The sequence below is a fragment of the Pusillimonas sp. ANT_WB101 genome (assembly GCF_008369125.1).
In the GTDB taxonomy this organism is placed as follows: Bacteria; Pseudomonadota; Gammaproteobacteria; order Burkholderiales; family Burkholderiaceae_B; genus Allopusillimonas.
Genome location: NZ_VOAY01000001.1, coordinates 1223267 through 1249263, shown reverse-complemented (window position 1 = coordinate 1249263; position 25997 = coordinate 1223267). Strand labels below are relative to the sequence as shown.

The 25997-nt window shown below is 48.6% G+C and carries 19 protein-coding genes; 5 read left to right on the top strand and 14 right to left on the bottom strand.

The genetic code is table 11. The annotated features are described in order from the left end of the window. The first annotated feature begins 5 nt into the window (after nucleotides 1–5). The 5 genes from rarD to FQ179_RS05720 all read left to right on the top strand — a co-directional run bounded on the left by rarD (nucleotide 6) and on the right by FQ179_RS05720 (nucleotide 5825). Nucleotides 6–932 carry an EamA family transporter RarD gene (gene rarD, locus FQ179_RS05740; protein WP_255474842.1) on the top strand — a complete coding sequence of 309 codons (927 nt, stop codon included), beginning with the start codon at nucleotides 6–8 and terminating at the stop codon, nucleotides 930–932. 200 nt (nucleotides 933–1132) lie between these two features. Then, nucleotides 1133–2146: a fumarylacetoacetate hydrolase family protein gene (locus FQ179_RS05735; RefSeq protein WP_188074509.1), complete on the top strand. Its 1014-nt coding sequence runs from the start codon at nucleotides 1133–1135 to the stop codon at nucleotides 2144–2146. 49 nt (nucleotides 2147–2195) lie between these two features. Next, nucleotides 2196–3149 carry a tripartite tricarboxylate transporter substrate binding protein gene (locus tag FQ179_RS05730; RefSeq protein WP_188074508.1) on the top strand — a complete coding sequence of 318 codons (954 nt, stop codon included), beginning with the start codon at nucleotides 2196–2198 and terminating at the stop codon, nucleotides 3147–3149. A gap of 62 nt (nucleotides 3150–3211) precedes the next feature. Then, nucleotides 3212–4612 carry an amidase gene (locus FQ179_RS05725; protein ID WP_188074507.1) on the top strand — a complete coding sequence of 467 codons (1401 nt, stop codon included), beginning with the start codon at nucleotides 3212–3214 and terminating at the stop codon, nucleotides 4610–4612. Nucleotides 4613–4775: 163 nt separating this feature from the next. Then, the gene (locus tag FQ179_RS05720; RefSeq protein ID WP_149396271.1) at nucleotides 4776–5825 is read left to right on the top strand and encodes an esterase; all 1050 of its coding nucleotides are present in this window, start codon (nucleotides 4776–4778) and stop codon (nucleotides 5823–5825) included. Between the two features lie 152 nt (nucleotides 5826–5977). Here the strand turns inward: FQ179_RS05720 and FQ179_RS05715 are convergent, their stop codons facing one another. From FQ179_RS05715 to FQ179_RS05650, 14 genes are all read right to left on the bottom strand, one after another. After that, on the bottom strand, nucleotides 5978–6373 hold the full coding sequence (locus FQ179_RS05715; protein WP_149396270.1) for a hypothetical protein: 396 nt from the start codon (nucleotides 6371–6373) through the stop codon (nucleotides 5978–5980). Nucleotides 6374–6758: 385 nt separating this feature from the next. After that, nucleotides 6759–7868: a DegT/DnrJ/EryC1/StrS aminotransferase family protein gene (locus FQ179_RS05710; RefSeq protein ID WP_149396269.1), complete on the bottom strand. Its 1110-nt coding sequence runs from the start codon at nucleotides 7866–7868 to the stop codon at nucleotides 6759–6761. A gap of 3 nt (nucleotides 7869–7871) precedes the next feature. Continuing rightward, nucleotides 7872–8453, bottom strand: coding sequence for a UDP-2-acetamido-3-amino-2,3-dideoxy-D-glucuronate N-acetyltransferase (gene wbpD, locus FQ179_RS05705; protein WP_149396268.1), 582 nt, complete (start codon nucleotides 8451–8453; stop codon nucleotides 7872–7874). Beyond that, a complete protein-coding gene (locus FQ179_RS05700) occupies nucleotides 8450–9394 on the bottom strand; it encodes a Gfo/Idh/MocA family protein (RefSeq protein WP_149396267.1) in 945 nt (314 codons plus the stop codon). The genes wbpD and FQ179_RS05700 overlap by 4 nt, the downstream gene beginning before the upstream one ends. 75 nt (nucleotides 9395–9469) lie before the next feature. After that, complete coding sequence (gene tviB / locus FQ179_RS05695; protein ID WP_304654087.1) at nucleotides 9470–10744, bottom strand: Vi polysaccharide biosynthesis UDP-N-acetylglucosamine C-6 dehydrogenase TviB; 1275 nt, start codon at nucleotides 10742–10744, stop codon at nucleotides 9470–9472. A 110-nt stretch (nucleotides 10745–10854) separates the two neighbouring features. After that, nucleotides 10855–13068: a nucleoside-diphosphate sugar epimerase/dehydratase gene (locus tag FQ179_RS05690; RefSeq protein WP_149396265.1), complete on the bottom strand. Its 2214-nt coding sequence runs from the start codon at nucleotides 13066–13068 to the stop codon at nucleotides 10855–10857. A 650-nt stretch (nucleotides 13069–13718) separates the two neighbouring features. Beyond that, nucleotides 13719–14675 (bottom strand): D-2-hydroxyacid dehydrogenase, encoded by a 957-nt coding sequence (locus FQ179_RS05685; RefSeq protein WP_149396264.1) that lies wholly within the window; start codon nucleotides 14673–14675, stop codon nucleotides 13719–13721. A gap of 4 nt (nucleotides 14676–14679) precedes the next feature. Continuing rightward, nucleotides 14680–16167 (bottom strand): aldolase/citrate lyase family protein, encoded by a 1488-nt coding sequence (locus FQ179_RS22415; protein WP_149396263.1) that lies wholly within the window; start codon nucleotides 16165–16167, stop codon nucleotides 14680–14682. Beyond that, complete coding sequence (locus tag FQ179_RS05675; protein ID WP_223146193.1) at nucleotides 16164–17279, bottom strand: glycosyltransferase family 4 protein; 1116 nt, start codon at nucleotides 17277–17279, stop codon at nucleotides 16164–16166. The genes FQ179_RS22415 and FQ179_RS05675 overlap by 4 nt, the downstream gene beginning before the upstream one ends. A 374-nt stretch (nucleotides 17280–17653) precedes the next feature. Further along, a complete protein-coding gene (locus FQ179_RS05670) occupies nucleotides 17654–18838 on the bottom strand; it encodes a hypothetical protein (protein WP_223146192.1) in 1185 nt (394 codons plus the stop codon). Nucleotides 18839–19345: 507 nt separating this feature from the next. Beyond that, nucleotides 19346–20620 carry a hypothetical protein gene (locus FQ179_RS05665; RefSeq protein ID WP_149396261.1) on the bottom strand — a complete coding sequence of 425 codons (1275 nt, stop codon included), beginning with the start codon at nucleotides 20618–20620 and terminating at the stop codon, nucleotides 19346–19348. 102 nt (nucleotides 20621–20722) lie between these two features. Further along, nucleotides 20723–22033, bottom strand: a complete 1311-nt coding sequence (locus tag FQ179_RS05660) for a lipopolysaccharide biosynthesis protein (protein ID WP_188074505.1) — start codon at nucleotides 22031–22033, stop codon at nucleotides 20723–20725. Between the two features lie 207 nt (nucleotides 22034–22240). Next, nucleotides 22241–24457 (bottom strand): polysaccharide biosynthesis tyrosine autokinase, encoded by a 2217-nt coding sequence (locus tag FQ179_RS05655; RefSeq protein ID WP_149396259.1) that lies wholly within the window; start codon nucleotides 24455–24457, stop codon nucleotides 22241–22243. Between the two features lie 49 nt (nucleotides 24458–24506). After that, the gene (locus FQ179_RS05650) at nucleotides 24507–25664 is read right to left on the bottom strand and encodes a polysaccharide biosynthesis/export family protein (RefSeq protein ID WP_149396258.1); all 1158 of its coding nucleotides are present in this window, start codon (nucleotides 25662–25664) and stop codon (nucleotides 24507–24509) included. Nucleotides 25665–25997: the final 333 nt, after the last annotated feature.

Below are 25997 nucleotides of genomic sequence, written 5' to 3'. Positions count from 1 at the left end.
CTCCAATGGAGGCGTGCGCGTCATGGGGGGCAGCTTTGATCAGCGGTATTAGTTTTTCTATTGCAGCGTCGGTTTTGTTTGGCGCCATCTATTTCTATTCAAGTTTACTTTCGCCTTTGACGGGCAGTGAACTCTTTGGTTGGAGAATGTTGTTAACGGCTCCCAGCATTACTGCTTTTATGCTTTTGCGAGGCGAGTGGGCTCTGGTCCTTGATGTTTTTCACCGTATACGGAAGAAGCCGAACCTTTTTCTGGTGTTACTGATATCTTCTGCGCTGATCAGTCTTCAGATGTGGGTGTTCATGTGGGCACCGTTAAACGGTTATGGGCTGGATGTTTCGTTGGGGTATTTTTTGTTGCCCCTGAGCATGGTCGTAGCGGGTCGACTTATCTATCGCGAGCGACTTTCCATGCTTCGCAAAGTGGCAACACTGTTTGCTGCGATCGGCGTGGCCAACGAAATTTATCAGGTGGGTAGTTTTTCATGGGTGACTATGCTTGTTGCGCTTGGTTACCCAGCCTACTTTGTTATACGTCGGCAATGGAAATTTGACCATTTGGGAGGCTTATGGTGGGACATGACATTGATACTTCCCGCCGCGCTGTGGTTTGCCATTGGTGCAGACGTATCTCTTACTGCATTTGCTGAGCGGCCGGCGTTGTACTGGATGATTCCGTTTTTGGGGCTGATGAGTGGCATGGCAAGCATCTGTTTTATTCTTGCTAGTCGACTACTTAGCTTTAGCCTTTTTGGCTTATTGAACTATCTTGAACCCGTCTTGATGATCTGTGTAGCCTTGGCTTTAGGGGAAAGCATTGCCAAGACCCAGTGGTTGACGTACGCAGCGATTTGGATGTCTGTGATCGTGCTGCTTTTAGAGGGCATTCAGCAGGTACGCTTGTCACGAACATTGCAAGGCGTACCTTCGTGATCTGGGCCTTCAGGCGATCGTGGCTGAGTCTCGTCGGCACGCTAGAAAAATTGGCGTGCTTTCTGTCACTGCAATGGAGCAGCGCAAGGCCGGCTTAGAACACTAATTTACCGCTCTGATCAGGATTAAGAGAAACTAGCAGCTGGTTTACAAATCGCGATTGAATCATGCGAAACAAATGGCGACGCTCGAACGTGCGTATGCCGCAGAAAAACACTCGAGGAGAACACACTGTGCGATTAGTAACTTTTGAACAAGCCGGCAAGGCTAAAGTCGGTTGTCTATTGACGGGGGACCGTGTACTGGATCTCGCCGATGCCTACAAACTAACAAAAAACCATGATCGCGACAGCTTTTCGAGCATGCTTGCCCTAATCGAAGACGGTGAATCTGCGTTAGAAGCAGCGCAGGGTCTCATTGACAACCCTCCTGCTGAAGCACTCTTGGCTCTGAGCGAAGTGCGGCTGCTTGCGCCAATTCCACGCCCGCCGCGTCTTCGTTCAATGTCTAGTTACCCAGCACACCTTCAACGCGCCCAAGAAGGACGAGCGAGGCTAGAAGCTCGGTCTGAGGTCGATCCCGAGGCAGCGTTTGAATTGGCCAAAACAAAGTTTGTCAAGCGTCCTCCCAAGGGCTACTACCAGACGCCTATTTACTGGTTAATGGACCACTACTGTGTTTCAGGCCCCGAAGACGAGATCGTTTGGCCCGCCTATTCCGAGTGGATTGATTATGAGTTGGAGTTGGTTGCCGTAATCGGCAAGGGTGGCAGCGATATTAAGAAAGAACAGGCCGAACAGCACATTTTTGGCTACACACTTCTCAATGACCTCAGCGCCCGAGATGAGCAGGCGCTGGCAAGTGCAACATCGCTGTCCATAACTGCCAAAGGAAAAGACTTCCACGGCGCGTACCCAATGGGACCCTGCATTGTCACGCGTGACGAAATTGACATTTACGCGCTGGACGCGAGCTTGCGCGTGAATGGTGTTGAATGGGCAAGCGCGAGTACCGCTAACCCACAGTGGACATTCGCTGACTGCATCGCTTACGCATCGCGGGCGGCAACGCTGATCCCAGGCGAGATGATTTCTTCTGCAACGGTTGCGAATTGTTCTGGCCTAGAGCAGGCAAGAAAAGGCTCAATTGGGGATATCGTGGAGCTGCATGTTGCTCCCATCGGTGTTCTTAGAAACAAAATCGTTGCCGCCTGAGCGACGACTCTCCTTAACGCTATTCGGATCATCAAGGAAGGTTATTTATATGAAACGCTTTTTGGTATCTGTACTCATGCTTTGCGCCGCAGGCCTAGCCTCAGCCCAAGCCAATTTCCCACAACAACCACTGAAGATAATCGTTCCATTCGGCCAGGGCGCGACGGATACCGTCGGGCGCTTTCTTGCTGAACGATTGCAAGAGCAGCTAGGGCAACCCGTCTATGTAGTGAATCAGCCAGGGGGCATAGGCACTATCGGCACGAGGTACGTCGCCGACAGCCCGCCTGATGGCTACACGATGACCGTGAGCAACACCGGCACACACGCCGCAGCGCCCAGCCTCTTCACTAACTTGGGATACGACCCCTTGAATAGTTTTACGCATATTGGTACGTTCGGCCGCGTTTTCTGGGTTCTGCAGGTTCGATCAGACTTACCCGTCAAGAGCGTTGAGGAGTTCGTTGCATACGCAAAAGCGAACCCAGGCAAGGTCAACATGCCTTATTACTCGGCCAGTTCACGCCTCTCGAATTACATGCTGAGCAAAGCTGCACAAATCGACGTCTACGAAGTTCCCTACAAAGACTCGGGTCAAGTTATCACTGGGCTGCGTCAGGGCGACTTGGACGCAGCGTTTTTCCTTTTTGATTTGGCCGCCCAAAATGAGCAGCTTGGCTTCATCAAGAGCTTGGCGGTCTCTTCGCCGCAGCGCGCCACAATTAAGCCCGACTTGCCCACCATTGCTGAAACCTTCAAGGGCTTTGATATGTCGTCATGGCTGGGGTTGGCCGCAGCAGCGGGAACGCCAGAGCCTGCAGCAAAACGCTTGCGTGAATCGCTTGCCCTTGCGCTCAAAGATCCCCGCAGCAAAGAATGGTTTGCCGCGCATGCCATCGATGTATACACGCTGAGCCCCAGCGAAACCCAAGAGCTGATTAAGCGCGATATGAAGGTGTGGGCTGAATTCGTGAAAGACGCGAATATCCCGCCCGTTCAATAGCGGCCAAAATCGCTGTTCTTGAGTTAGGCACCAGCAACGTTTATCAGGGAAGTAAAATGGTAATGAATGAAATCTGTCGCATGTCAGCCGTAGAGCTGGCACAAAATATTGTAAGAAAGGAGCTGCGTGCGATAGAAGTCGTCGATGCCATGCTCGCGCGCATAGAAGAGTGCTCAAACGTCCACGCTTTCGTTTGCACTGTGGCCGAGCAGGCAAGGCAAGCCGCCAAAAAGGTAGATCAGGATTTGCATAGCGGGCAAGATGGCTTGCCTCCTCTGCTAGGAATTCCCTATTCGGCTAAGGATGTCACCAACTGCGCCGGTGTACCTACCCGCTATGGCTCTCTGGCCTTGCCCGCTTTCCTGCCCTCCGAAGATAACCTGGCCGTCTCTCGCGCCAAGGTGGCGGGTGCGATATTGCTCGGAAAGACGGCGACGCCCGAACTCGCGCACAAGGCGTTCACATACTCCCCGCTGTCAGGCCTGACGCTGAATCCTTTTCATCCTGAGGTCACGAGCGGTGGCTCCAGCGGTGGCGCTGCCGTGGCGGTGGCCCTCGGAATGGGGCCAATTGCACTGGGAACCGACGGTGGCGGGTCGGTTCGCATTCCTGCCGCATGCTGCGGGGTCGTGGGTTTGAAGCCTTCTATTGGTTCGCTTCCCGATCATCAGGCACAAGACTTATTCGGCGTGACAGCGCACGCAGGGCCATTGGCACGCAGCGTAGCCGATATCCGCTTTTTTTACCGCGAACTAGAGGGCGGTCACATTCACGACCCTTATAGTCAAGGGCGTCGGCCAGCTTTGCGGGAACTGCACAGCCTGAAAGGAGTGCGCGTTGCGTGGCTGTTGAAGTGTGGCAATAAGGAGGTCGACACAGAGGTTGAGCGGCTCTCGAAAGCTGCGGTGAACACTATGCAAGATCTTGGCGCCATCGTAGAGGTGGTGGAGCTTGATTTTGCACGGCTCGAACCGCACTTTCTGGTGCTGATGGAAAGCCGGGTTGCACGCAGCCTGCGGGCGCTTGATGAAAAAAGCTTAAGCAAAGTCGATCCGTCACTTCTCACGCATTATGATCGCGGAGTTTCCCATACGGCCATGGATTACATGGATGCGCTATCGGAGCGGGCCACTGCCTTTAGGCAAGTTCAAGACGTGTTTGAGCGTTTCGACGTCATTGCATCGCCCACTATGTCGGCTCCGCCTTTGGCACATGCCCAAGATCCTCACGGATCAGTCATTATTAATGGGAACGAAACAGGACGCGTTAGGGCTGAGTGGTATCCCTACACCATGGCTTTTAATTTAACGGGCCATCCGGCAATTTCCATCCCGTGCGGCTATACGAACAGCGGGCTTCCTGTGGGGTTTCATCTCGCAGCGCGCTGGTATGACGAGGCCTATCTGCTCGATGTGGCCGAGATATTGGAGAAGGAACTTGCTGTGCCGACGCTATCTATGTAACCACGACAAGGAAAAATTGCTGAAGCTTCTCGTTAGCGATCGCCTGTGAGTCAAGGAACAAATTCACCTTCCGAATATGCGCAGACGAAATTTCATTAGGGCCAATCCGCTGTTTACGATACGATTTAACAATCAAATATCTAACAACACCGGGGAGACAACAATGAAAAAAACAGTCAGACATCTTTTGCTTGCGAGCACCGCACTAGCCACCATAACCCTAGCAGGCTGCGCAACCAAAGACCACACGCTTGCCGTCAAAGACGTAGGCAGCTTTCATGTTGGCGGGCGAGCCGTCACACTCAGTGGTTTACCTACGCGTGAAATCGTATTCACGCCCGGCGCTGCGCCCCTGAAGGTCGACCCTAACGGCGACTTCGAAGTTGAAGCCATGTACGCACGCTACACCTTGCTCGATAACCCAAAGGCGCGCTACCCGTTGCTTATGTGGCATGGCGGTGGGCTATCAGGGGTTTCTTACGAAACCAAACCCGACGGCAAACCCGGCTGGGAAAACTATTTTTTGCGTACTGGCCATAATGTTTACGTAAGCGACGCCATGGAACGAGGCCGAGCCTCGTGGGCACGCTACCCAGAAATTTTCAAAAGTGAGCCGTTCTTTAGAACCAAGAAAGAAGGGTGGGAGCTGTTTCGTATAGGCCCGGTAGGCTCATACCGCTCCGACCCTGCACAACGACAAGCCATGCCGGGTACACAGTTTCCGGTAGAGGCGTTTGACCAAATGGCCAAACAAAGCATACCTCGCTGGGCAACCAACGACGCTGCCACCCAGGCGGCCTACGACGCCTATGTAAAAAAAGTATGCCCTTGCGTGATTTTGGTGCATAGCCAAGGCGGTAACTTTGCCTTTACAGCAGCGCTGCAAAACCCCGACCTCATCAAAGGCATAGTTGCCGTTGAACCCTCAGGTTCGCCAGACCCCGCCACCACTGACTTTAGCAAAATAAAGGGCATACCCATGCTATGGGTGTGGGGCGACTACACAGAGCAGATGCCGTTCTGGCAAGGCATAGTTAAACGCCAGGAAACCTTCCGCCAAAACCTACAAGCCGCCGGCGGCAAAGCCGATGTGCTGTTTTTGCCGCAAGCGAACATACACGGCAACTCGCACATGATGATGATGGACAAGAACTCTGACCAGATTGCCGAACGCATACAGGTATGGATGGATTCGGCTGGGCTTATGCAGTAAACCTGAAGTAAATACGCGGCATCTCGAGGGCTGGACGTCCAGTCTATTCGTTGGAGGTGCCGTGTTAGCAGAAACGCCAGCGCAGTGGTTTACGTGATAAGCGGCTTGTGGGCGCGTGCTGGCGGAGATGATTCGACGCCAGCTTCTGCAGACTAGTTTGTAAGCACAGCACCCTGTGCCGAAAGCATGTTGCCCGCATTCATATACCCCCAGTACTTCATACAATGCCAGAGCAAATACAGACCCAAGCCAAACACGGGGACCAACATAATATAAACCAGCGTGGCAAAAGCCAGCAGCAAGAGGCTAGGGCGATAGTAATAGCTTTTATCGCCGCCTACCCGCACCCCGACCAGCCGCTTTCCCTTCACGTATAGAACGGAAGCCTCAGGACGACGCGAAGCCCTAATCAAGTATCTGATAAGTGGCTTGGGGACGGCAATGTCAGTCAGATTTTGATCACCGATTTCGATGACGCTATAGGTTACAGCCTTGCGACGCACAAGGGTATAGCCGAGCATACTGACGACGCCCTGGACTGACTTCATTTATTGCTCCAAACCTGGATGAGGATGTCGGAAAGCCGACGCGTTAGCCCGCGATCGGAGTGAAAGAGGCGTGTAGTTGCAGGTTTCGGCAACGGCAGTTAATGTAACAATATTGACAATTATTTGCAATCTGAGACTGTTCCCAATACAGCCTTTATTCGCGTTTATAATAAAAATCTATATGAGAATGATAGGTATTTCAGAAAACAAAGATCTTGGCTGTAGAAGGTCGTGGCTGCGATGCTCACAGATTTCAAGAGGATAGACCGGTTAAATGAAGATTATGTCCTCGACTGGAGACCGAGCTGATCCAAGGCGTTATAGCGTGGGTTGAGTAATTGCTACAGTGGCCGCACTTGCTTGGATCAGGCTGATTTCATAAAGTCTATTTGATCCGTGCTTCCCGATCAGCAAGCTTTTCTATAGAGACAATTATTTTCGTTTGATCCGCTTCAGCTAAGTAAGGATGCATAGGAATGCTAATTATGCGTTTTGCTACGTCGTCTCCGATAGGTAGGTTTACATCTGCGTCCGCTACTGCTGGTTGCTTGTTCAACGGAATGGGGTAATGGACTGCAGTCGGAACACCCGCCTCATGGAGCGCTGCCTGAACTTGATCGCGCCGGTCCACTTGCAGCGAGTACTGCGCATAGACGCTGGTGTTGAAAGACTCAATATGCGGTGTTGATTCAATGCCTGCCTCGCGTGCCAGTGCATCGTAGCGAGCAGCTACCTGCTGCCTCAGTGCAATTTCGTCAGGCAAGATCTCCAACTTGGGCAGCAAGATGGCCGCCTGCAATGTATCGAGCCGGCTGTTCACGCCCACGCGAATATGATGATAACGGCGATCCTGCCCGTGACGTGCCACCTGGCGTATCACCTTGGCAAGCTCTTCGTCATTGGTAAAAATCGCCCCGCCGTCCCCGTAGCAACCCAGCGGCTTGCTGGGAAAAAAGCTGGTACAGGCGACTGTGGTCAGGTTGCACGAGTTGCGCCCCTTGTAGGTCGCCCCAAAGCTCTGGGCCGCATCTTCAATCACTGGTATGCCGTGGCGCGCGGCAATTTCATTGATGGCGTCGTAGTCGGCACACTGGCCGTAAAGCGAGACCGGGATAATGGCCTTGGTGCGCGGGGTAATGGCGGCTTCGAGCAGCGCAGGGTCCAGGTTATAGGTGCGTGGATCAATATCCACGTACACGGGCTTGGCGCCCAGCACCGCCACCGTCTCGGCAGTCGCAATATAAGTAAACCCGGGCGTAATAACTTCATCGCCCGGCCCTATGCCCAGTGCCATTTGCACAATTTGCAGCGCATCGGTGCCATTGGCACAGCTAATGCAGTATTTGGCACCCACAAAGGCGGCCAGTTTTTCTTCGAGCTCAGCAACCTCTGGCCCAAGTATGTATTTGCCATGGGCCAGCACGCGCGCAATGCCCGCGTCGATCTTGCCCTTAATGCGGTCTTGCTGCGCTTTCAGATCAACAAATTCAATCATGGTTCAGGCTTCCTGCTTGTGGAGTTGTTTGCCCTTAAGCACATACTGGGCGCTGGTATGCTGGCACTGCACCTGGCCTTCGCCTTCAATGGGCAGGTTTAGCTGCTCGCCAAATTCGCTCATCCAGCCGATTTGGCGTGCCGGCACCCCGACCATCAGAGCATAATCAGGCACGTCTTTATTTACGACGGCGCCAGCGCCCACAAAGGCGAACTGGCCTATGGTCACGCCGCACACAATGGTGCAGTTGGCCCCCAGCGTGGCACCTTTTCTGACCAGCGTATCGCGGTACTGATCTTTACGCTCGATGAGCGAGCGTGGGTTGTAGACATTGGTAAACACCATGCTGGGGCCACAGAACACGCCTTCTTCCAGCGTAACGTTGTCGTACACCGACACATTGTTCTGCACCTTGCACTGGTCGCCGATGACGACCTTGTTGCCAACGAACACGTTTTGGCCCAGCGACACGCCTTTGCCGATACGCGCGCCCGGGCATACATGCACAAAGTGCCAGACGCGTGAGCCTTCACCGATCTGCGCGCCTTCGTCCACAATGGCGCTCTCGTGTTGGTAGTAGCTCATTTCTTTAGAAATGGATGGTAGTCGCCCTGCAGCGGGGCAATGGTCGCATTGCGGATGGCGGCGACGGTGGTGATCGCCGTGCGGTTCTCTTCCAGCCCAAACCCGCGCCCGGCCAGAATCTCTTCGTAGCTGCGGTTGTGCAGATCGGTAAAGCCACCGGAAAACTCGATTTCTTCGCCATCGACGGTGATGGAGCGGTAGGTGCGCTGGCCGTTGTCGCGCGCGGCCTGAGGCACGTCTTCGATGTCTACCGACAAGAACCAGCGTACGCGTGCGTTTTCGTATTCGAGGTAGCCTGCGGCCTTGGTGTCGCTAGAGTGATGCACCACGTTTTGCTGCAGCTCGCCAAAGATGAAGTGCAGCATGTCAAAAAAGTGCACGCCTATGTTGGTGGCGATACCGCCCGATTTCTTTAGATCACCTTTCCAGCTTTGCAGATACCAGTGGCCACGTGAAGTGATATAGGTGAGATCCACTTCGTGTTTGGTGTCTTTTGCAGCAGCACGCACCTTGTCGCGCAAGGCCACGATGGATGGGTGCACACGCAATTGCAAGATGGTATTGATCTTATGGCCCGTGTCCTTTTCTATTTCTTGCAGCCCATCGATATTCCAGGGGTTGAGCACCAATGGCTTTTCGCAGATGGCGTCTGCACCCGAGCGCAGCGCAAAACGCATGTGCGAGTCGTGTAGATAATTAGGCGAACAAATGGAGATATAAGCTATACGGTTGCCGTGATTTTCGCGACGCATTTTGTCGACATGCCGATCAAACCGCTCAAATTCCGTGAAGAACTCTGCATCAGGGAAGTGGCTGTCGATAATGCCTACGGAGTCGTTGGGGTCTAGCGCCGCGACTAAATTGTTGCCAGTGGCTTTGATGGCTTGCATATGGCGGGGGGCAATATAGCCACCTGCACCAATTAGAGCAAAGTTCTTCATTGTGTGTGCGTTCATTGAGGGTTAAAGAATAAGTTTATGAAAAGCAAGAAGGTAAACAGTACTGTACTTAAATGCTCACAGACGTATGTCTGCCTGATCAGCCGCTAGTGCATACTTAAGGTCGTACAGCACATGCTTCGGCTTGCCCAGCGCGCGGATGGCTGCAGCGCCCATTTCCACAAACTGATGATGCGACACTGCAAGAATGATGCCATCGTAGGCGCCATCAGCAGGCTGCTTGGTCGGAGTAATGCCGTATTCGTGCTGGGCTTCTTCTGTATCGACCCATGGGTCGTACACATCAACGTTGATGCTGTATTCACCCAGTTCCTTCACGATGTCTACGACACGGGTATTGCGAAGGTCAGGGCAGTTTTCCTTGAAGGTTAGCCCCATCACCAGCACGCGTGAACCCTGTACCGGGATGCAACGCATAGTCATGGCTTTTACCAACTGCGAAACTACATAACCGCCCATAGAATCATTAAGCCTGCGCCCGGCCAGGATGATCTCTGGATGGTAGCCAATAGACTGAGCCTTGTGTGTCAGGTAGTAGGGGTCCACACCAATGCAGTGCCCACCCACCAGACCGGGACGAAACGGCAGAAAATTCCACTTGGTACCTGCTGCCTCAAGCACGGCCTGGGTGTCTATGCCCATTTTGTTAAAGATGAGGGCAAGCTCATTGATTAACGCGATGTTTACGTCACGTTGTGTATTCTCAATAACCTTGGCAGCTTCAGCCACGCGGATGGATGGCGCTTTGTGTGTACCGGCAACAATAATTTCGCTGTAAAGATCATTCACCAGATCGGCAATCTCGGGCGTAGAGCCGGAGGTTACTTTCATAATGGTGGAAACCCGGTGTTCTTTGTCACCCGGGTTAATGCGCTCAGGGCTGTAACCCGCAAAGAAGTCTTCGTTAAAGCGCAGGCCCGACACGCGCTCAAGCACAGGCACGCAATCTTCTTCTGTTGCGCCTGGGTAGACGGTGGATTCGTAAATAACGATATCCCCGTGCTTGAGAAACTTGCCTATAGTCTCGCTGGCACGAATCAACGGTGTAAGGTCTGGCTGTTTGTAATCGTCAATGGGCGTTGGTACGGTAACGATGAACACATTGGCCTTGGCCAGCTCTGCCGGGTCGCTACTGAAGTTCAACTGGGCGGCCTCTGCCAGTTCTTCAGCGCTCAGCTCCAGCGTGCTGTCAACGCCGCTTTTTAACTGCTCAATACGGCGTGTATTGATATCAAAGCCCAGTACAGGACGTTTCTTTGAAAACTCAGCAGCCAGCGGTAGGCCGACACAGCCTAAGCCGACCACGCATAGTTTGACGTCTTGGATCTGCAAGTAATTCTCCTGCTGTGGAAACATATGGGAAGTTAAATAAGATGAACGCCCGAGTGCGTCAATTGATAGGTCTCTTATCGAAACCCACCGTAGGTTACGGCGTTGCTGATTTAAGGCGTATTGGGTGTCAGATCAAAAGCTGTATCGCGGGCCGTGCTGCGTTCGCCCTGAGAAGACATATTTGATTGGGTTCCGTTGAGCAAGTCCGACTGGGTGTTGAGGATGTCGTTGCTCACTGCGCCATTCTCGCGTTGCTCCACACCATAGGCTTGTGCGTCATGTTCTGAAGCTTGAGCCGTGCGGGAGGCATCGACGATTTTCTGTTTGTAGATGGCATCTTCAATGTGCTCACCACCTTTATAACCATCAACCAGCATCAAGAACAGCTGACGTATGCGTGGATAATCTTCGGCTTTAATGGCGGCCTGTAGTTGCGTTAGTGCTGCAATGAGGTCATCCCAATCAAAGCGCTTTTCGTTGGCGCGCATAATCATTTGATGCGCTGTGGGGGTTACGTTGTCACCGATGAGCAGCTCTTCGTAGAGTTTTTCGCCTGGGCGCAATCCAGTGAACTCGACTTCAATATCACCATCGATATTTCTGGCGGAACGGACGCTCAAGCCAGATAGCTGAATCATTTTTTCAGCCAATTGGGCGATTTTGACAGGTTCACCCATGTCCAGCACAAAGACATCACCACCTTCGCCCATAGAGCCAGCCTGGATAACCAGTTGTGCAGCCTCGGGTATGGTCATGAAGTAGCGGGTGATCTCGGGGTGCGTAACGGTTACTGGCCCGCCGCTACGAATCTGTTTACGAAATAGTGGTATGACCGAACCTGATGAGCCCAGCACATTGCCGAAACGCACCATGGTAAAGCGGGTACGGTTCTCTGTCGGTTCTTCGAAGCCATAAAGTGTAGGCGTGGCCTCTTGTGCCAAACCTTGCAGCACTAGTTCTGCCATGCGCTTGGTAGCGCCCATAATGTTGGTAGGGCGTACGGCCTTATCGGTGGAGATAAGCACAAAGTTGGCCACGCCTGCACGTATGGCTGCCTGGGCGGCATACAACGTGCCGAAGGTGTTGTTGACAATACCTTCAGCGATATTGCTTTCTACCATAGGCACATGCTTATACGCTGCAGCATGGTAAACCGTGTCTACCTTCCAGGCGTTCATCACATCAAGCATACGGGTTTGATTACGGACAGAACCTAGCACAGGGATCACACTTACTGGCAGACTGTTGTCGCGTGCGTATGATTCAAGCTCTTGATGGATGGCATAAAGACCAAACTCAGAGTGTTCATACAAAATCAGTGAGCTTGGGCAGATACGCAAAATCTGGCGACAAAGCTCTGAGCCAATTGAACCACCAGCGCCCGTTACCATCACGGTTTGTTCGCTAATGCAGCGTGCGAGCAAGTCGTCATGAGGGGGAACAGGGTCCCTGCCTAGCAAGTCTTCAACCTCGACTTCGCGCAGGTACTCCACCTTAACCCGTCCACTAGCCAAATCGCTTAGGCCAGGTACAGTACGTACAGGCACAGAGTAGGGTGCCAGCATTTCCACGATTTCACGGCGACGCGCACGTGTGGCACGAGGGATAGCCAATAGTATTTCCTGAGCACCAGTATCTTCAAGCACCTCTGCGAGGTTGTCAGGTGCATAGATCTGCATACCCGCCATCAAGCGGTCAGTCAGCTGCGGATTGTCATCCAGAAAGGCAACGGGCAGTCTTTCAGAACTATGGCGCAAAGCCTGCAGCAACTGACTGCCCGCTTCGCCAGCACCATAGATCAGCACGCGCTGGCGCTGGTCATGCCGCTTGCCCGGCCCATGAGGCATCAGAGGCAGGTGGCGTGAGCCGAACTGCAACTGGTTGAAATATCGGCGTATTACCAACCGCAAACCACCAACAAACAGCAAGCATAATAGCCAGTAGATAATAAGCAACGAGCGCGGCACAACAGCTTGTTCTGTGCCGTGTAAATACACGGCGGCAGCTAAGATCACCACTGACAGAGTGACTACGCGCCCGATAGTCGTCAGCGCCTGAGCTCCGACATAGCGCAGAACAGCGCGATACATGCCAAAACGAATAAACAATGGAAGTGAAACCAGCGGCGCCGTAATAAATAACCAAGCATGGCCGCCGAATGGCGCTGCTGCACTGAGGCTGTCCAAGCGGATAGCAAAGGCTAGCCATAAGGCCAGCCATATCAATACAGTATCGGCGACCAGCTGTAATAATCGTTTCTGGCTGCGCGGCAGAGCCAATAGTCGCTCTCTTGTATTCAACTGCGGTCTATTTTCAAGTTGCATGAGTTTTCAAAAAATAATATAAGAATGGAACGACCTAGTGAGGTGATCGCAGGCGATCCTTAAATACTAAGTTGAACTTCACTCACGGTATCTAACACTCATCCTAGGGGATGTCGTGAGCGACGGTTTCTTTAAGCTAACATTGTCAAATATTTATTTTTTTGATAGAAGAGGGCGGTCATGATGGACGAATGTATTTATAGCTTGAGTAGTGTTGCGACAAACTCCGCTAGGTTTTCGGAAGGGGAAAGTTTATAAGCGTACAACAATTAGTTTTTAAATGCTGATCTGAAATCGCGTTTTCTACGGCTCTCGCAACCTGTCACGAAATTTTTAGATGCGGTCTCTAGTAAGGTGATTTGGCATCATCGCACCCTGTATTTAAGAATATGTTAAAGCGATTACTATTCTGTAAAATTGCATCATCTCATGGCTTTGACATATGTAATGATCAATTTGTAGTCGACAATGATTTTTACTAAAACAAAGGTGAAAATAAAAACTCATCTATATTGATGATGCACCAGGTGCTGGTGATCAGATAATTCCGGCCGATTTCAAATGGATTCGGTCTAGTGTTAACTGTGGAAATCGTACAGTGAGCGAATTACGCGTAGGGGATTGCGCATCTACTCATTGGGCGCACACAATTAGTAGCCATTTTCGATCGAAATCGGTGTCGTTAATTTGCCCGAGCATCGGAACGACCGATAGTTATCCTTGAAGATTTCAAGTGCACGAAACATGTAGTGTTGGGTGGTGCCTGCTACATGAGGTGTGATCAGTACGTTGTCCATTCCCCATAACTTGGATGTAGACACAAGAGGCTCCTCATCGAAGACATCTAACACAGCACCCGCTATTTGTTTACTTAATAACGCATTGATCAACGCAGACTGATCCACCAGCTCGCCTCGAGCGACATTGATGAGCCAGGCGGAGCCCTTCATTGCCTCAAATGCTTTAGTATCGATCAAGTTTTGTGTCGCAGCCGTGAGCGGTGCTAAAAGCACAACAAAATCCGCTTGTGCAATCACAGTATCTAGCTCATTACTACTGTAAACCTTGTCCACCCCGGGGATTGAACGCTGGGTTACCACCGTGCCAATGACTCGCATCCCCATTAATTTTGCTAGCTCTGCGAGCTTGACTCCGATGGAGCCCACTCCGATTATTGCAAGCGTTTTGTCGTAACATTCGTCTAGTTGAAATCGCCGCCATTCCCGTCTTTGTTGTTGTTGCTGAAAAGTACCAAATCCCTTCAATATATAAAGAATGGCGCCCAAGACGTATTCAGTGATCGTAGAGGCATGAACGCCAATTGACTTAGACATGTGATACTGAGTCTTGTCAAAAGGCATATCCCAAATTTTATCAACCCCGGCGCTTAGAAAATGAATCCACTGCAAAAGTGGAAGTCCTTGTACAACATCGGAAATCCATGGTAGCGTCGGGCACACTAGCACCTCGGTGTCTCGGTGCTGCAATGCCTCTTCGGGTGAGGATGCGAACTGTATATGTGCATCGTCGAGTTGAGCAAGCTCAGCCTCGACAAATGCGCGCTGAGTCATTAAGACGTCAGGGCGCTGTATAAATAGAATTTTCATTTAACTAAGCCGTCTCGACGCTCGTATCTCGGCGATGCTTAACAAAAACCCGAATACTCTGTTGAAGTTGGGACCGATTATGCTCAAGCTCTTCTGCACTTGCATTTCGGTAAGCTCGTTCGCATTCGCGGAGTTTTTGTATTTCCGAAGCGATGTCAAGATGGGTGTCCTGTCCCTCTCTAATCGCAGCTTGCTGATGAAAAGAACGAGAAAGAATGACCATTTCGGATCCAAGCCGAACATGTTCGCCCATCACTAAATTAGCCGGTGCGGCTTCATTTCCACCAATGCGCGAAATCCCGCCGAAACCGAAGCGGATATTGCGCGCTCGAATCTTGTTGGCCAAGTAATCAACGAGTCCACCGCCTAGCAACTCAAACATAAAATCAAGCCGCATGCCCAAGTGTAGATCATTTAGTCCAATATGAATTTCATCTATACGCTCGTAGTGCTCAAGAATCTCATCTATACGCACCAGTGATTGGGGGGTTTCAAGCAGTAATGTTGTTTTTGCTCTGCCATCCACGAGGCTCAAAAAAGTATCCACTTCCTCGGCTGTTTCAAACATTGGCAGCATAATGTAGTCAGTTCCGGCGGAAATTATAGCGTCTATTTCCTCAATAGAATCGTCATGCAATGGGTTTATTCGAGTCATGATGCTAGCAGTTGGAATTGCGTTTCGGAGTGCGCGTACATCATCAGGAGTGTGGCTGGCACGATGGGTGTTTAGATGCCCCTGCCGCTCTTCTTTCCCGAGAGTCTCCATATCAACAAACAGACGATTCACACCGGCGCTAATAAACTGATCTGCCATTACAGGATTATTGGTGATAATCATAAATGTGATTTCTTCAGCAAGATTTTCTGCCAAAGTGGGTGCGGCGGACGTAGCAGTCTGTCGATACGCACGCCAATTTTTTGAAGCATCAGCGTAAATGCCTGAACCTGTAAGTACCACGATAAATGTACGACACACGATGCGTAAGTCCTGCAACAGATTATGATGTGCAGCATAATCAGTGTCATATTCCAACTGTTTCATCCAGTCCAGACCACGGCGCCCATTGACTTGCGCCAGTCCAGTGATGCCGGGACGAACGTCGAACCGACCCATACGATTTTCCGGAACAACTTCCATTTGCTCAGGTAAAATTGGACGCGGACCTACCAAGCTCATTTCACCATTCAATATATTGATCAATTGTGGTAGTTCGTCAACGCTAGACATGCGTAACAGCCGGCCCACCCGCGTGATACGAGAGTCAGTACCGCCCTGAATAACGGATTCGGCATGTTGGTCAATATGTTCACGATGATTCATCGTTCGAAACTTTATCACGTCGAACAGATTACAATCTTTGCCTACACGCTGTTGCCGAAAGAACACCGGACCGCGGCTATCGAGCTTTATTGCTATTGCGATGAGGATAAGCAATGGCGCTAATATTAATAACGCTAATGCAGAGACTATACTTTCGATTATACGCTTCACAATAATTCCATTGTCTGCATAATTACTTGATTCACTTTATTCACGTCATATTTTTGTTCGGCGATTATACGACTTTGCTTGCCCATGACGGGTATGATAGCTGGATCTTGGATAAATCGCTGCATAGCAGCAGCTAAAGACTTTGCGTTATGTGATTCGACCAGAAACCCATTTTTCCCTTCAATGACTGTTTCGCGACAGCCAGGTACATCAGTCGTGACAATGGGACGGCCCATGCTCATCGCCTCAAGTACTGATCGAGGTGTACCTTCGCGATAGGACGGAAGCACGTACACGTTCGCTGCGGATATGAATGGACGAACGTCCTTCTGGTGTCCCAAAAACTCTATGACGGGGTTGCTTCGCCATGCCTCGACAGTTTCAATCGGAAGAGCATGCGGTAGAGTTGGGTCATGTGGACCGAGCAACTGGAAACGGGCTGCCGGGTAAATCGCCTTCAATTGAGTTGCAGCCTCTACGAACTCAAGTAAACCCTTATCATTCAACAATCTAGCAATAACTAAAAAGATCGGAGGTCCCTTTGGTAACGGAGCCAAACCAAAGCGCTCCATATCCACCCCAGAACCGTTGACCAATATCGGGCAAACGTTCTTATTGATAATCTCCAGCTTACGGAAGAGAGTCAGATCGTCTGGATTCTGAAAAAAAACGGCTGTAGTGCGACGGAGACTATAGCTATAAAGCTGACGTGTGATAAAAAACAGAATGCGCTGTTTAAGGGTGCGGCCGGTAAACACATAGCCTAACCCTGTGATCATTGCATATAGTTGTGGCACTCTAGCCCAATGGCCAGCAGCGACACCATAAATGACCGGCTTGATGGTGTAGGAAAAGATCTTGTCTGGACGGATATCGCGGACATGTTTGTAGATTTCAAGAGTGTTAAGCAGGTCACGTAGAGGGTTGATTCCGGTTCGACTAAGCGCAATCGCCTTCCACTGGATACCAAGCTCATCTATCTCAGGTATGAGGTCGTAAGAAGGAACTAAAGCATGGACTTTATGATTTGCGGACAACATCGATCGAATCAACTCACCACGGTTCGAAATCAATGAGCGCGCATTACCAGCAATAAAAAGTATAGTCGCCATCAGCTCTTATAATCCAGCATATATAATTGAATGAGACGGCTCAGAAGTTTCATAAGACTCAGATGGTAAAATCGGGCTTCACATTTTCTAAAAATGTAATGAATGGTATTAGCTAATCGATCAAAAAATTACATTTAACTGCCATAAATACATATGGGAAATGCGGCTTTTATTCAACTATCAGACTTAACAATTTACACTCTAAGGACTGCGTCCTAAGAAGCCCAATTTAAAAGTAAATTTTTTTAAAATCACAATGAAAGCAGGTCGTAAATTTAGTTCTGCCTAACGCTCTATTACCGAAGCTTAGGGCTGGCATCATCATTAAAATATAACTATCAACGGCCGCCAGATTTGGTCACTTGTATCTACGCTCATCTTCTAAATCCATCCGCTTTTTTAGCCTCAAGAAATAGGTCATATAGCCGCTTAGCTTGATGCTGCCTCGAATAAAAACCTATTCTTGCGACATCGGGCCTATATGATATTGTTCCTTGCGCTTTCAAGGTTATTAAAACCCGCTTGATAGCGTCGTGGTCATTCTCCATCACAAAGCCGATCTTGCAATCTTGAATCAATTCTCCAATAGCGGAATCCAGTGGACTGCCTATACTTAGAATTGGTGAACCGCTTACCATATATTCGAACAGCTTTCCCGTTAACATTCCACGATTCTCAGGACGTGCACTCTCTAACAGCAAATTGAAATCACAATTTTTTTGGGCCAAAAGCGCTGTAGCATATGGGACATGACCGTGAATACATGTATACGACTCAGCTTCGTTTTTGGCAATGAAATCCTTCAACCCGGGTTGCCGAGCGCCATAAAAATGAACAATAATTTCTTCAGATGTCAGAATTTTACTTTCAATTAATTGGTTTATGGCAATGAATAGCGGAGTGGGATCCTGCGTGCTCGGATAAATAGTTCCCGTGTACACAATTTTAATTGGTGCATCGATTTCCCTCGTCTTGGCTTTGGCAAATATTTCTTCTAGCTCTTCAACCGAGATATCGAACCCATTCGGGATGACATGGACGGGACATTTAAGAGTTTCCTGGAGAGTATTAGCGAGTCCGCTCGAGACCGTGACGATTGCATCTGCGAGTCGGCCTACCGTAGTTGTCTCCATCTCAGCATCCATCTTGCTATTGGGATGCGCGTGGCTCCATAAGTCGCGATAGTCAGCGAACCATTTGGAATTGCGCTTTAGTTTCTTAACCTCTGCCCCTATTAAATGACAAGAACGAGGCCCATATGTACTAATTATTATATCAATGTGTTGGTCTGTAATATCATCTAGATGGTTTTTTATGAATGAGTTATACCATCTATCGCGTATATCTTTTCGACCTAACATCATTGTTATAAATTTCTTATAGGTTTTCAGTTTTTTATAGAAAGCGGCACGAAGTTCCGTTCGTAATTTTCTGAAACCGACATTCGAGTTATCGATTGTTTCTTCGTGAAAAAAAGGTACTTCGATCACCTCGACCCCTGGAAGAGTCGCCAACATCAAATCCAAGGGCTCATCAAACGTTACCTTTTTTGAAGTCACGACAGTGACTTTGGCGCCAGCTTGGGACCAGTATTTGGCCCAAGAGTAAGGGCGATGGGTCCCGATCGCGTTTCTCGGCGGCCAGTTGTAACTAATGATCAATATATTTAGATTCATACTATTTTTACGGTGATATTTATTAATCTTTACTGAGACTTTTAAGTTATCTCGCAGCAAGTGGTCGCTATTGCGAAAACGTAATGGCTAAAACAGTTGATTCTAAGAGATCTTCAAGATCAAGAGCAATCTAGCTTGGAATATCAGAATTTTTGTTTGGTGAGCGCATCTCAGACATAATTAAATCTTGTTCGTAGTGTATATATCGACCGCGGTTAATAATATAGACTGCGATAAATATACAAGCAGGATTTCCTCAGCCCATCTTGAGTTGCATAATATGTGTTATCGCATGGCTCCGCACAGTGTTTTGATGACATACAGGAAACGAGGTAAATGATGCAAGTGCTGGAGCGAATCAGGAGCGTAAATCAAGAAAAGTATAGACTCTCATTGAAAACGTCGTCCAATCGGTCGTTTAAAAATTGCAGAAGTAGTGCTGATTAATAAATTTAAAAGAGTTACAACTATTATAGGTAAAATTACACTCGTTAAATCAGCCGATATTGCCAAAGCGAGCGATATCGACAAGTATAGTGCGAGAACGCGCTTGTGTGCGTAGTTGGAGTTAACCAATCGCCAATACATCAAATTGAATATTAGAAAGCTAAAGATAAACGTAAAGAACACGCCTAACATTCCAAAGTTCACGTAGGCGCTGCCGATTAACCCTGGTGCGGCTGTAAAGCCCCAGCCGCCACCATGTAATAAATAATGCACTTCATAGCTGAAACTTTGTCGGCTTCCAGGTAAAAATCCAAGTATGTCATTGAACCATGTAGACCCGTATCTATAAGGGTTCGGATTTGGGAAAAGTGAAAATAACTCAGATACATCTTCAGAGTAAATGCGTCTGAAAGTATTCAAAAGGAAATTATCAAATTCGCGGCCAGACAATGTTTGGAAATATCGAAACATGAATATGAACGCGAAAATTCCCAGTAGTGCAACGGCGCCTCGCTTAATAAGTCTGGCCGGAGATGGAGGAGGGGAAGAAGAGAATAAGTAAGGAATGGACAGTTTCACCGCTATGAAGAAAATTCCCATATTCGCCACAGTCCATATCTGGCCATTTAATGACGCACCAATACAAAACAACAAGATAAGAAACCTTACAAGTTTGAGGCTTTGCACAGCGTTGCTAGCTCTAACATAGAGCACAGCAATAAAGATCGGGGCTATCGTCTGATAAATTAATCTGAAATAGCCCTGTCCAAAGTAAATGGTATCACCGGAATGATGTTCTAAGGTATTCATCCTTCTGGCTGCATGCATACTAATTTCCGCGCCACTCCCAAGCATGTCTTGAAACAGATAAAAGAGCGGTACGCGTCCGAGCATAGCAAAGGTAAATAGAATAGCCAATCCCCCTACAAGTATCGGTGTGTAAATAATTACAGCTGGCGGATACTTTAAATCATGGGGATACGAACCCAGTTTTTTACGTACTGATGTATTCAAAAGAATTGTGCTACATAAAACCCCTAAATTTGCGACTAAAACAGCTACTAGGGGAGTATGAGTGTCCAGCTCTATCGATGCAGCGATGATACCGGGATACACTCGCACTGCGAAATACACAAAACATATTACTAAAGGAGAGAAGAGATAAAACTTCTTCGTGAAGATATGTTTTGTTAAAATAACGCTCCCGATAGAAAGCATTATGGTTGTTAATATAATAAGCGGTAGTAAAAGCAAGGTAAACCTATTTATATTTCGGCCTTGAGCTAAGGATATATTTTATTTCTGTGTCTAATATTAGCTTTAAAAATGTCTGAGTATTAATATGCTCAAAACTCCAAGGCCTCCCCATGCAAGTATGATGGGAAAACCTTTGCCTAGTGCCTTTAGGGCGTCTTTTATTTCAAGGTCGGCAGATAAAACGACCACCAAAAAATATATTGAATAGAAGACGAAACCCGAAATAGCATAAGCCTCTATAACATAAGGCTTTGCGATAGATGCCGCTAAGAGCACTGAGCCAACTCGCATTGCAAGTCCCAGCATTTGTAAAACGAGGGCAGATCTTTGCCTGTTGAGGACATGCAGGGTCATAGATATAGGCGATGTTATAAATTGCATCACGAACCAGGGAGTCATCCAACTGACGATTTCCCCAGCTCTTTGCCAAGACGATCCAAAAACTAGTGGGAAGATATAGGGCGAAACGATTCCCGCGAAGATTAAAGGTCCTACTCCTGTTTTTACCAGTCCTGATAAGATTGTGTTGGTGAAAGTATGTAGTGTGCCTTCACGAAACTCATCTGGTGCGCGCGATAAATATACCTGCCCTACAGCACGACCTATCAGTGTCATTGGGGCAGCCATTACCCGCGTTGCTAGCATCAAGTAACCAACTTCCGGCCCTAAGCTTAGTGATGCTATCATTAATATAGGAACCTGCAAGGCAGTACTATTTCCCAGCGCTTCAAGAGTTGAGTATTTGGGAAAACGCTGATATTTTTTCAACGTGTGTAAAAGCGCACGTGGCCGTATATTGCGAAATTTATTTTTCTCTTGGTTACGAGTTTCTCGGGATAAAGACACAAAGCCAGCACTGCTACTGACCACATAACCAATCAGCAGCCCAAATGAGTTAAAGCCCAACCCGGCTAGTAGTATTTGGGTTCCTATTGAGCCCACTGCTTGAACAACCTTTGTTTTTGCTATGAGAGTAAATCTTTTTTTTCTTGTGGTCCAGTATTGAAAGCTTGCATATAAGCTATTACCCATTATACCAATAGGAATTAACCAGTAATATTTCTCTAAAGCTTGCTTCCCGAGTAACAGATCTATTTCGGACTTGAAAATGAATACAATTGCGGCAGTTAGCAAGCAAATACTGAGCGCACTGAGTATAGAAATCACTAAGAGACGTGCTGCTTCTCTGTCATGCCGTGGAATCGGTATGGCGATTTCAAGCCTGAGGCACGCTACTGATGCGACTATATTTATAATCGAGACATAAATGGCCAGGATCCCAAACTCGGAGGGCGAGTACAGTCTTGTAAGGAATGGCAGACTCAGTACATTTAGCAGTTGCGCCGCAGCCGTGCCACCTACCAATAAACTCACTTGCCTGCTGAAGCTATTCTTGCTTAGTTTTATCAATTTAGTGTGCGATTGGTTGAAACCTGCATGGCACAGGATTTTTTATTAGGCTCTCGATGATACCGCTCTTACGATAATTATCCATACAAATTGGTTTTAACCGGCACCTATTACCCGAATTTTGACTTAAGCAAAGCTTTCGCCATATAGAGGCCAAAGCGACAACGAGCATTATTGCGTATTGTACTTGTAATCCACATAATGATATGCATCATATTTGGATCCGTATCGTCTCATTGAGCTTGTAAGATCATTGAAGATGATGCCTTTCACTTTCGCACCAGTTTGTTGTATCCGTTTTACTGATTCCTGGATTTCTCCCAACGTCGTAATATCTGCTCTACAAAGCAAAAATGTGGTTCCTGCCTGCGGAGCGAGAGCCAAAGCATCAGACACCGCTAATGTTGGGGTCGCGTCCAGGATTATGAAGTCATATTGGCTAGCAAGTGAATTAATGGCTGCCGTTGCGGTTGGAGACAGAAGTAATTCGGCTGGGTTTGGCGGTAACGTGCCAGTCGTAATCAAGTCAAGATTTGTTAATACGTCCCGGTGTATCGCGTCATCGATGGTTACGGTACCTGCAATAATTTCGCTAAATCCATTCTGACGTGGTAAGCCAAAGTATTGATTTATGTGGCCTTTTCTCATATCAGTATCAACTAATAGCGTACGCTTACCAGCAGCTGCAAGTATGGCAGCGAAATTGACGCTGGTAAAAGATTTTCCTATGCCGGGAGTTGGCCCCGTTAAAAGTACGACGTTATTTTTGGCATCGAGCATGGCGAAACTTAACGAAGTTCTTAAATTTCGTAGGCTTTCTATTGCAGGATCATGCGGATTGCTATTCGCTAGAACGTGTTGTCCTGGCATCTTACGCTCGATCCGGGTGTGAAGGGATGCTTGATTTGATGAGTGGGGAACGGTAGCGAATACATGGAGCCCTAGAGCTGCTTCTATTTCGGACGGAGTTCTTATTCCTGGATGCAACCAATTTCTAAGTAAAGCCGTTGCTATGCCTAAAAGAAGGCCAAAAATTGTTGCGACGCCGACTATAAGCGATCTTTTCGGTTTAATGGGAATTTCCGGTTGGGTGGCCGTGTCCACAATTCGAACATTACCTACCTTTCCTTCTTTCACCAAACGCAGCTGTTGAGCGCTATTTAGTAGGTTTACGTACATTTCACTACTCACCTGCACGTTTCTTCTTAAACTCAAAAGTTTCTGTTCTAAATCGGGCATCCGCTTCGTGGAGCTTTCTATTCGAGCCAATTCTTCTCGCACCGCAGCTATCTGTCTTTCAATAGTCTTGATTGTTGGGTGGGATTGTTGAAATCGGGGTGCTAATTCGCGTCGTTTTTGTTCGAGCTCCAAGAGGTTAGCTTTTAGTTCTGCTCCGGCGCGAAGTGACATTTCGCCTTCAGCGCTCAAATTAAACGTTCCTTGTTGGTCACGAAATTGAGTATACAGTTTCTCGGATTCAAGCATTTGCTGACTTAGCTGAGGCAAAAACTCATCGAGAAAAGTTAGTGTTTTGGCTGCCTCCGCAGCCTTGCGTTCAATATTTTGTGCAACATATGCAGTCCCTATGGCATTTAATGTAACGGCGGTTTTGGCCGGCTCTATCCCTTCCAAAGTAGCAGCGATCATGCCGGACTGTCTTCCCTTTTCACTTATACTTAATCGTTCCTGCAAGTCGCTAATGGCCTTCAACTTTGGCAGCCTACGCACATTAAATTGAGCTCTAGGCTTGGCATGCAAGATAGTTACGTTTATTAGACCTGGCTCATTATTTACTGTGAATTTAACTTCATCTCCAATTTTGCCCTGAGCCAATAGTTCACCGTCTTGGTCTAATAGTCGGTAGCCCTCGGGCGTAGCAATGAGTTTTAAGCCTTCACCCTCCAGTTTTCTAGGCAAATCAAGGGTCTTTATCTCTATAGATTCATTGCCAAAGACATAACCCCCATATCCGAAAATACCTGGTTCAGACATTTCAGTTGCACGCTTGGCGAGCCATCGTCCAAATATCGGCAAATAATTGGGCTCAGCTTGAATATATAAATTCAGTTCATCTACCGCATGACCCACCACTAGACGAGAGCGGATAATCTCCATTTCTGCAGACGCTGGAGATTGAACTTCAAATAGGGCTGCCATTTGGCCCATAATTTCACTGCTGTTACCCTGATTGTTTTCAACCTGAATAAGTGTATTAGCTTGATAGATCGGGGTGCTAAAAAGCACATAGATGATGGAGGCCAAAACTACTGCGGCGGATATAGCTAAGACCACCCATTTCGCTTCTAAAATGATATTTAAAATATCTAGTGGGCCAATGTCATTATTTTCGAACGGAGATTGCTGTGCGGGGCTTGAGAGGCTAGTCATTAGTCAAAACAGATGTGATTGGGAATTATTAGGTGAACAGTAGGTTTGTTTATCGCGTTGCGCTACGTGTCGCAGTAACCGCCGCATAACTAGGCAATATATTCCCAATCACACGCTGCCACCTCACAACCGCTGCTGGGTCAACATAAACCAGATCGTCCGGCTGCAGCTCAAACCCATTCGCCAACACAAACGCAGTAGGGCTGCTAGCATTCAGATGATAAATCTCCGCGTCATCCTGCTTACCTTTACGCACGACATAGATCTGGTTTACTTGTGAGGTCAATGGGTTTGGTCCGCCAGCAGCGCCAAGAGCGTCAGCGAGTGTCCACTTTCCATCGCGCATGGGCTGGCTGATGGCATTGAGCACTTCACCCATCACAAATATCTTGTTGTCTTCGGCACTACGCACCCGAACCATGTCGCCATTGGTCAGCATGATCTTGTTGGGGTTGATGCCCAGGCGCAGCAGGTCGGGCATGCTAATGCGTACTGATTTGTTCTTTCGCGTCAGCACAATGGTGGAGCGGTCAGCTTCCTGGGTAAAGCCACCGGCACGGCTCAAAGCTTCTGGCAGCGTCATGGGCAAGTCGTCCATTACTTGCAGGCCGGGTTGCCGAACTTCGCCGTCTACATAAACACGACGGTTGCGGTATGACTGCACTCGCACAGTTACTTGCGGGTCTTTAATATAGGATGCTAATTTTTTCATCAGGATGTTGCGCACTTCAAGTTCGGTCTTGCCGGTTACTTTCAGTGCACCAACATAAGGAAACTGAACCAAACCGCTGGCATCAACGTTGTATCCGTTGCCGATATCTGCCTGGCTGGGTGACCCCGTGCTTCTCGACGACGTAATAGGCATCATCGCCAGCTCTGGGTGATCCCACACCACAATGTTCAGAATATCGCCTGGCCCTATGGTGTAGGGCTGGGGCGTGCCAAACAGTGCCTTTACATCGTCACTTATCGTTGCAGATACAGCTGCCTGCTGTTCTCTAAGCAGTTGGGGGGTAATGTTAATTAGCGCCCCAGCGGGTGCTTCGTCCCCCGCTTGATCCATTTTGCTTTGTACGGCAGAAGGGCTGCCCATGTGCATGCCCGGTGATAAGGCGCAGGCGGACAATGTAGCGGCGGCGAGTGTGATGGCACCAAGGCGCGCAAGGCGTAGCGGCAGGCGTGATTCTTGTGGGATCGATGCTGTCATTTTGTCTTTTTGGGAGAACATTAGGCGCTGTATCGGGCGTACAGCCTAGGCTAGATAGGGGGGTGTTGCGGGGTACATCATAACCAAACGCGCAGGCTACCGCAGTATTTTTGCCTATTTATGGGCAAAAACACGACATTTTCTATTAAAGAATCGTTAACGCTCAAGTTGAGCTAGTAGGCCATCATTAGATGACAATTTGATGATAATGTCAGCGCGAAAGTAACTATATGTAGTTCTGCGGCGTAAAACTGTCAAATAAATGACATTCTGTATTAAATTTTCGTTGTAATAGTACTACTTTTGTTTCAGCACTTACAGATTAAATCGTAA

Bases quoted from the DNA above. Each gene is read 5' to 3' on its own strand.
- FQ179_RS05730 (WP_188074508.1), top strand. From the start codon at position 2,196: ATGAAACGCTTTTTGGTATCTGTACTCATGCTTTGCGCCGCAGGCCTA.
- FQ179_RS05675 (WP_223146193.1), bottom strand. From the start codon at position 17,279: ATGGCGACTATACTTTTTATTGCTGGTAATGCGCGCTCATTGATTTCG.
- FQ179_RS05720 (WP_149396271.1), top strand. From the start codon at position 4,776: ATGAAAAAAACAGTCAGACATCTTTTGCTTGCGAGCACCGCACTAGCC.
- FQ179_RS05735 (WP_188074509.1), top strand. From the start codon at position 1,133: ATGCCGCAGAAAAACACTCGAGGAGAACACACTGTGCGATTAGTAACT.
- FQ179_RS05665 (WP_149396261.1), bottom strand. From the start codon at position 20,620: ATGCTTTCTATCGGGAGCGTTATTTTAACAAAACATATCTTCACGAAG.
- FQ179_RS05655 (WP_149396259.1), bottom strand. From the start codon at position 24,457: ATGACTAGCCTCTCAAGCCCCGCACAGCAATCTCCGTTCGAAAATAAT.
- FQ179_RS05650 (WP_149396258.1), bottom strand. From the start codon at position 25,664: ATGACAGCATCGATCCCACAAGAATCACGCCTGCCGCTACGCCTTGCG.
- FQ179_RS05700 (WP_149396267.1), bottom strand. From the start codon at position 9,394: ATGAAGAACTTTGCTCTAATTGGTGCAGGTGGCTATATTGCCCCCCGC.
- wbpD (WP_149396268.1), bottom strand. From the start codon at position 8,453: ATGAGCTACTACCAACACGAGAGCGCCATTGTGGACGAAGGCGCGCAG.
- FQ179_RS05685 (WP_149396264.1), bottom strand. From the start codon at position 14,675: ATGAAAATTCTATTTATACAGCGCCCTGACGTCTTAATGACTCAGCGC.
- FQ179_RS05715 (WP_149396270.1), bottom strand. From the start codon at position 6,373: ATGAAGTCAGTCCAGGGCGTCGTCAGTATGCTCGGCTATACCCTTGTG.
- FQ179_RS05710 (WP_149396269.1), bottom strand. From the start codon at position 7,868: ATGATTGAATTTGTTGATCTGAAAGCGCAGCAAGACCGCATTAAGGGC.
- FQ179_RS05690 (WP_149396265.1), bottom strand. From the start codon at position 13,068: ATGCAACTTGAAAATAGACCGCAGTTGAATACAAGAGAGCGACTATTG.
- rarD (WP_255474842.1), top strand. From the start codon at position 6: ATGGAGGCGTGCGCGTCATGGGGGGCAGCTTTGATCAGCGGTATTAGT.
- FQ179_RS05725 (WP_188074507.1), top strand. From the start codon at position 3,212: ATGAATGAAATCTGTCGCATGTCAGCCGTAGAGCTGGCACAAAATATT.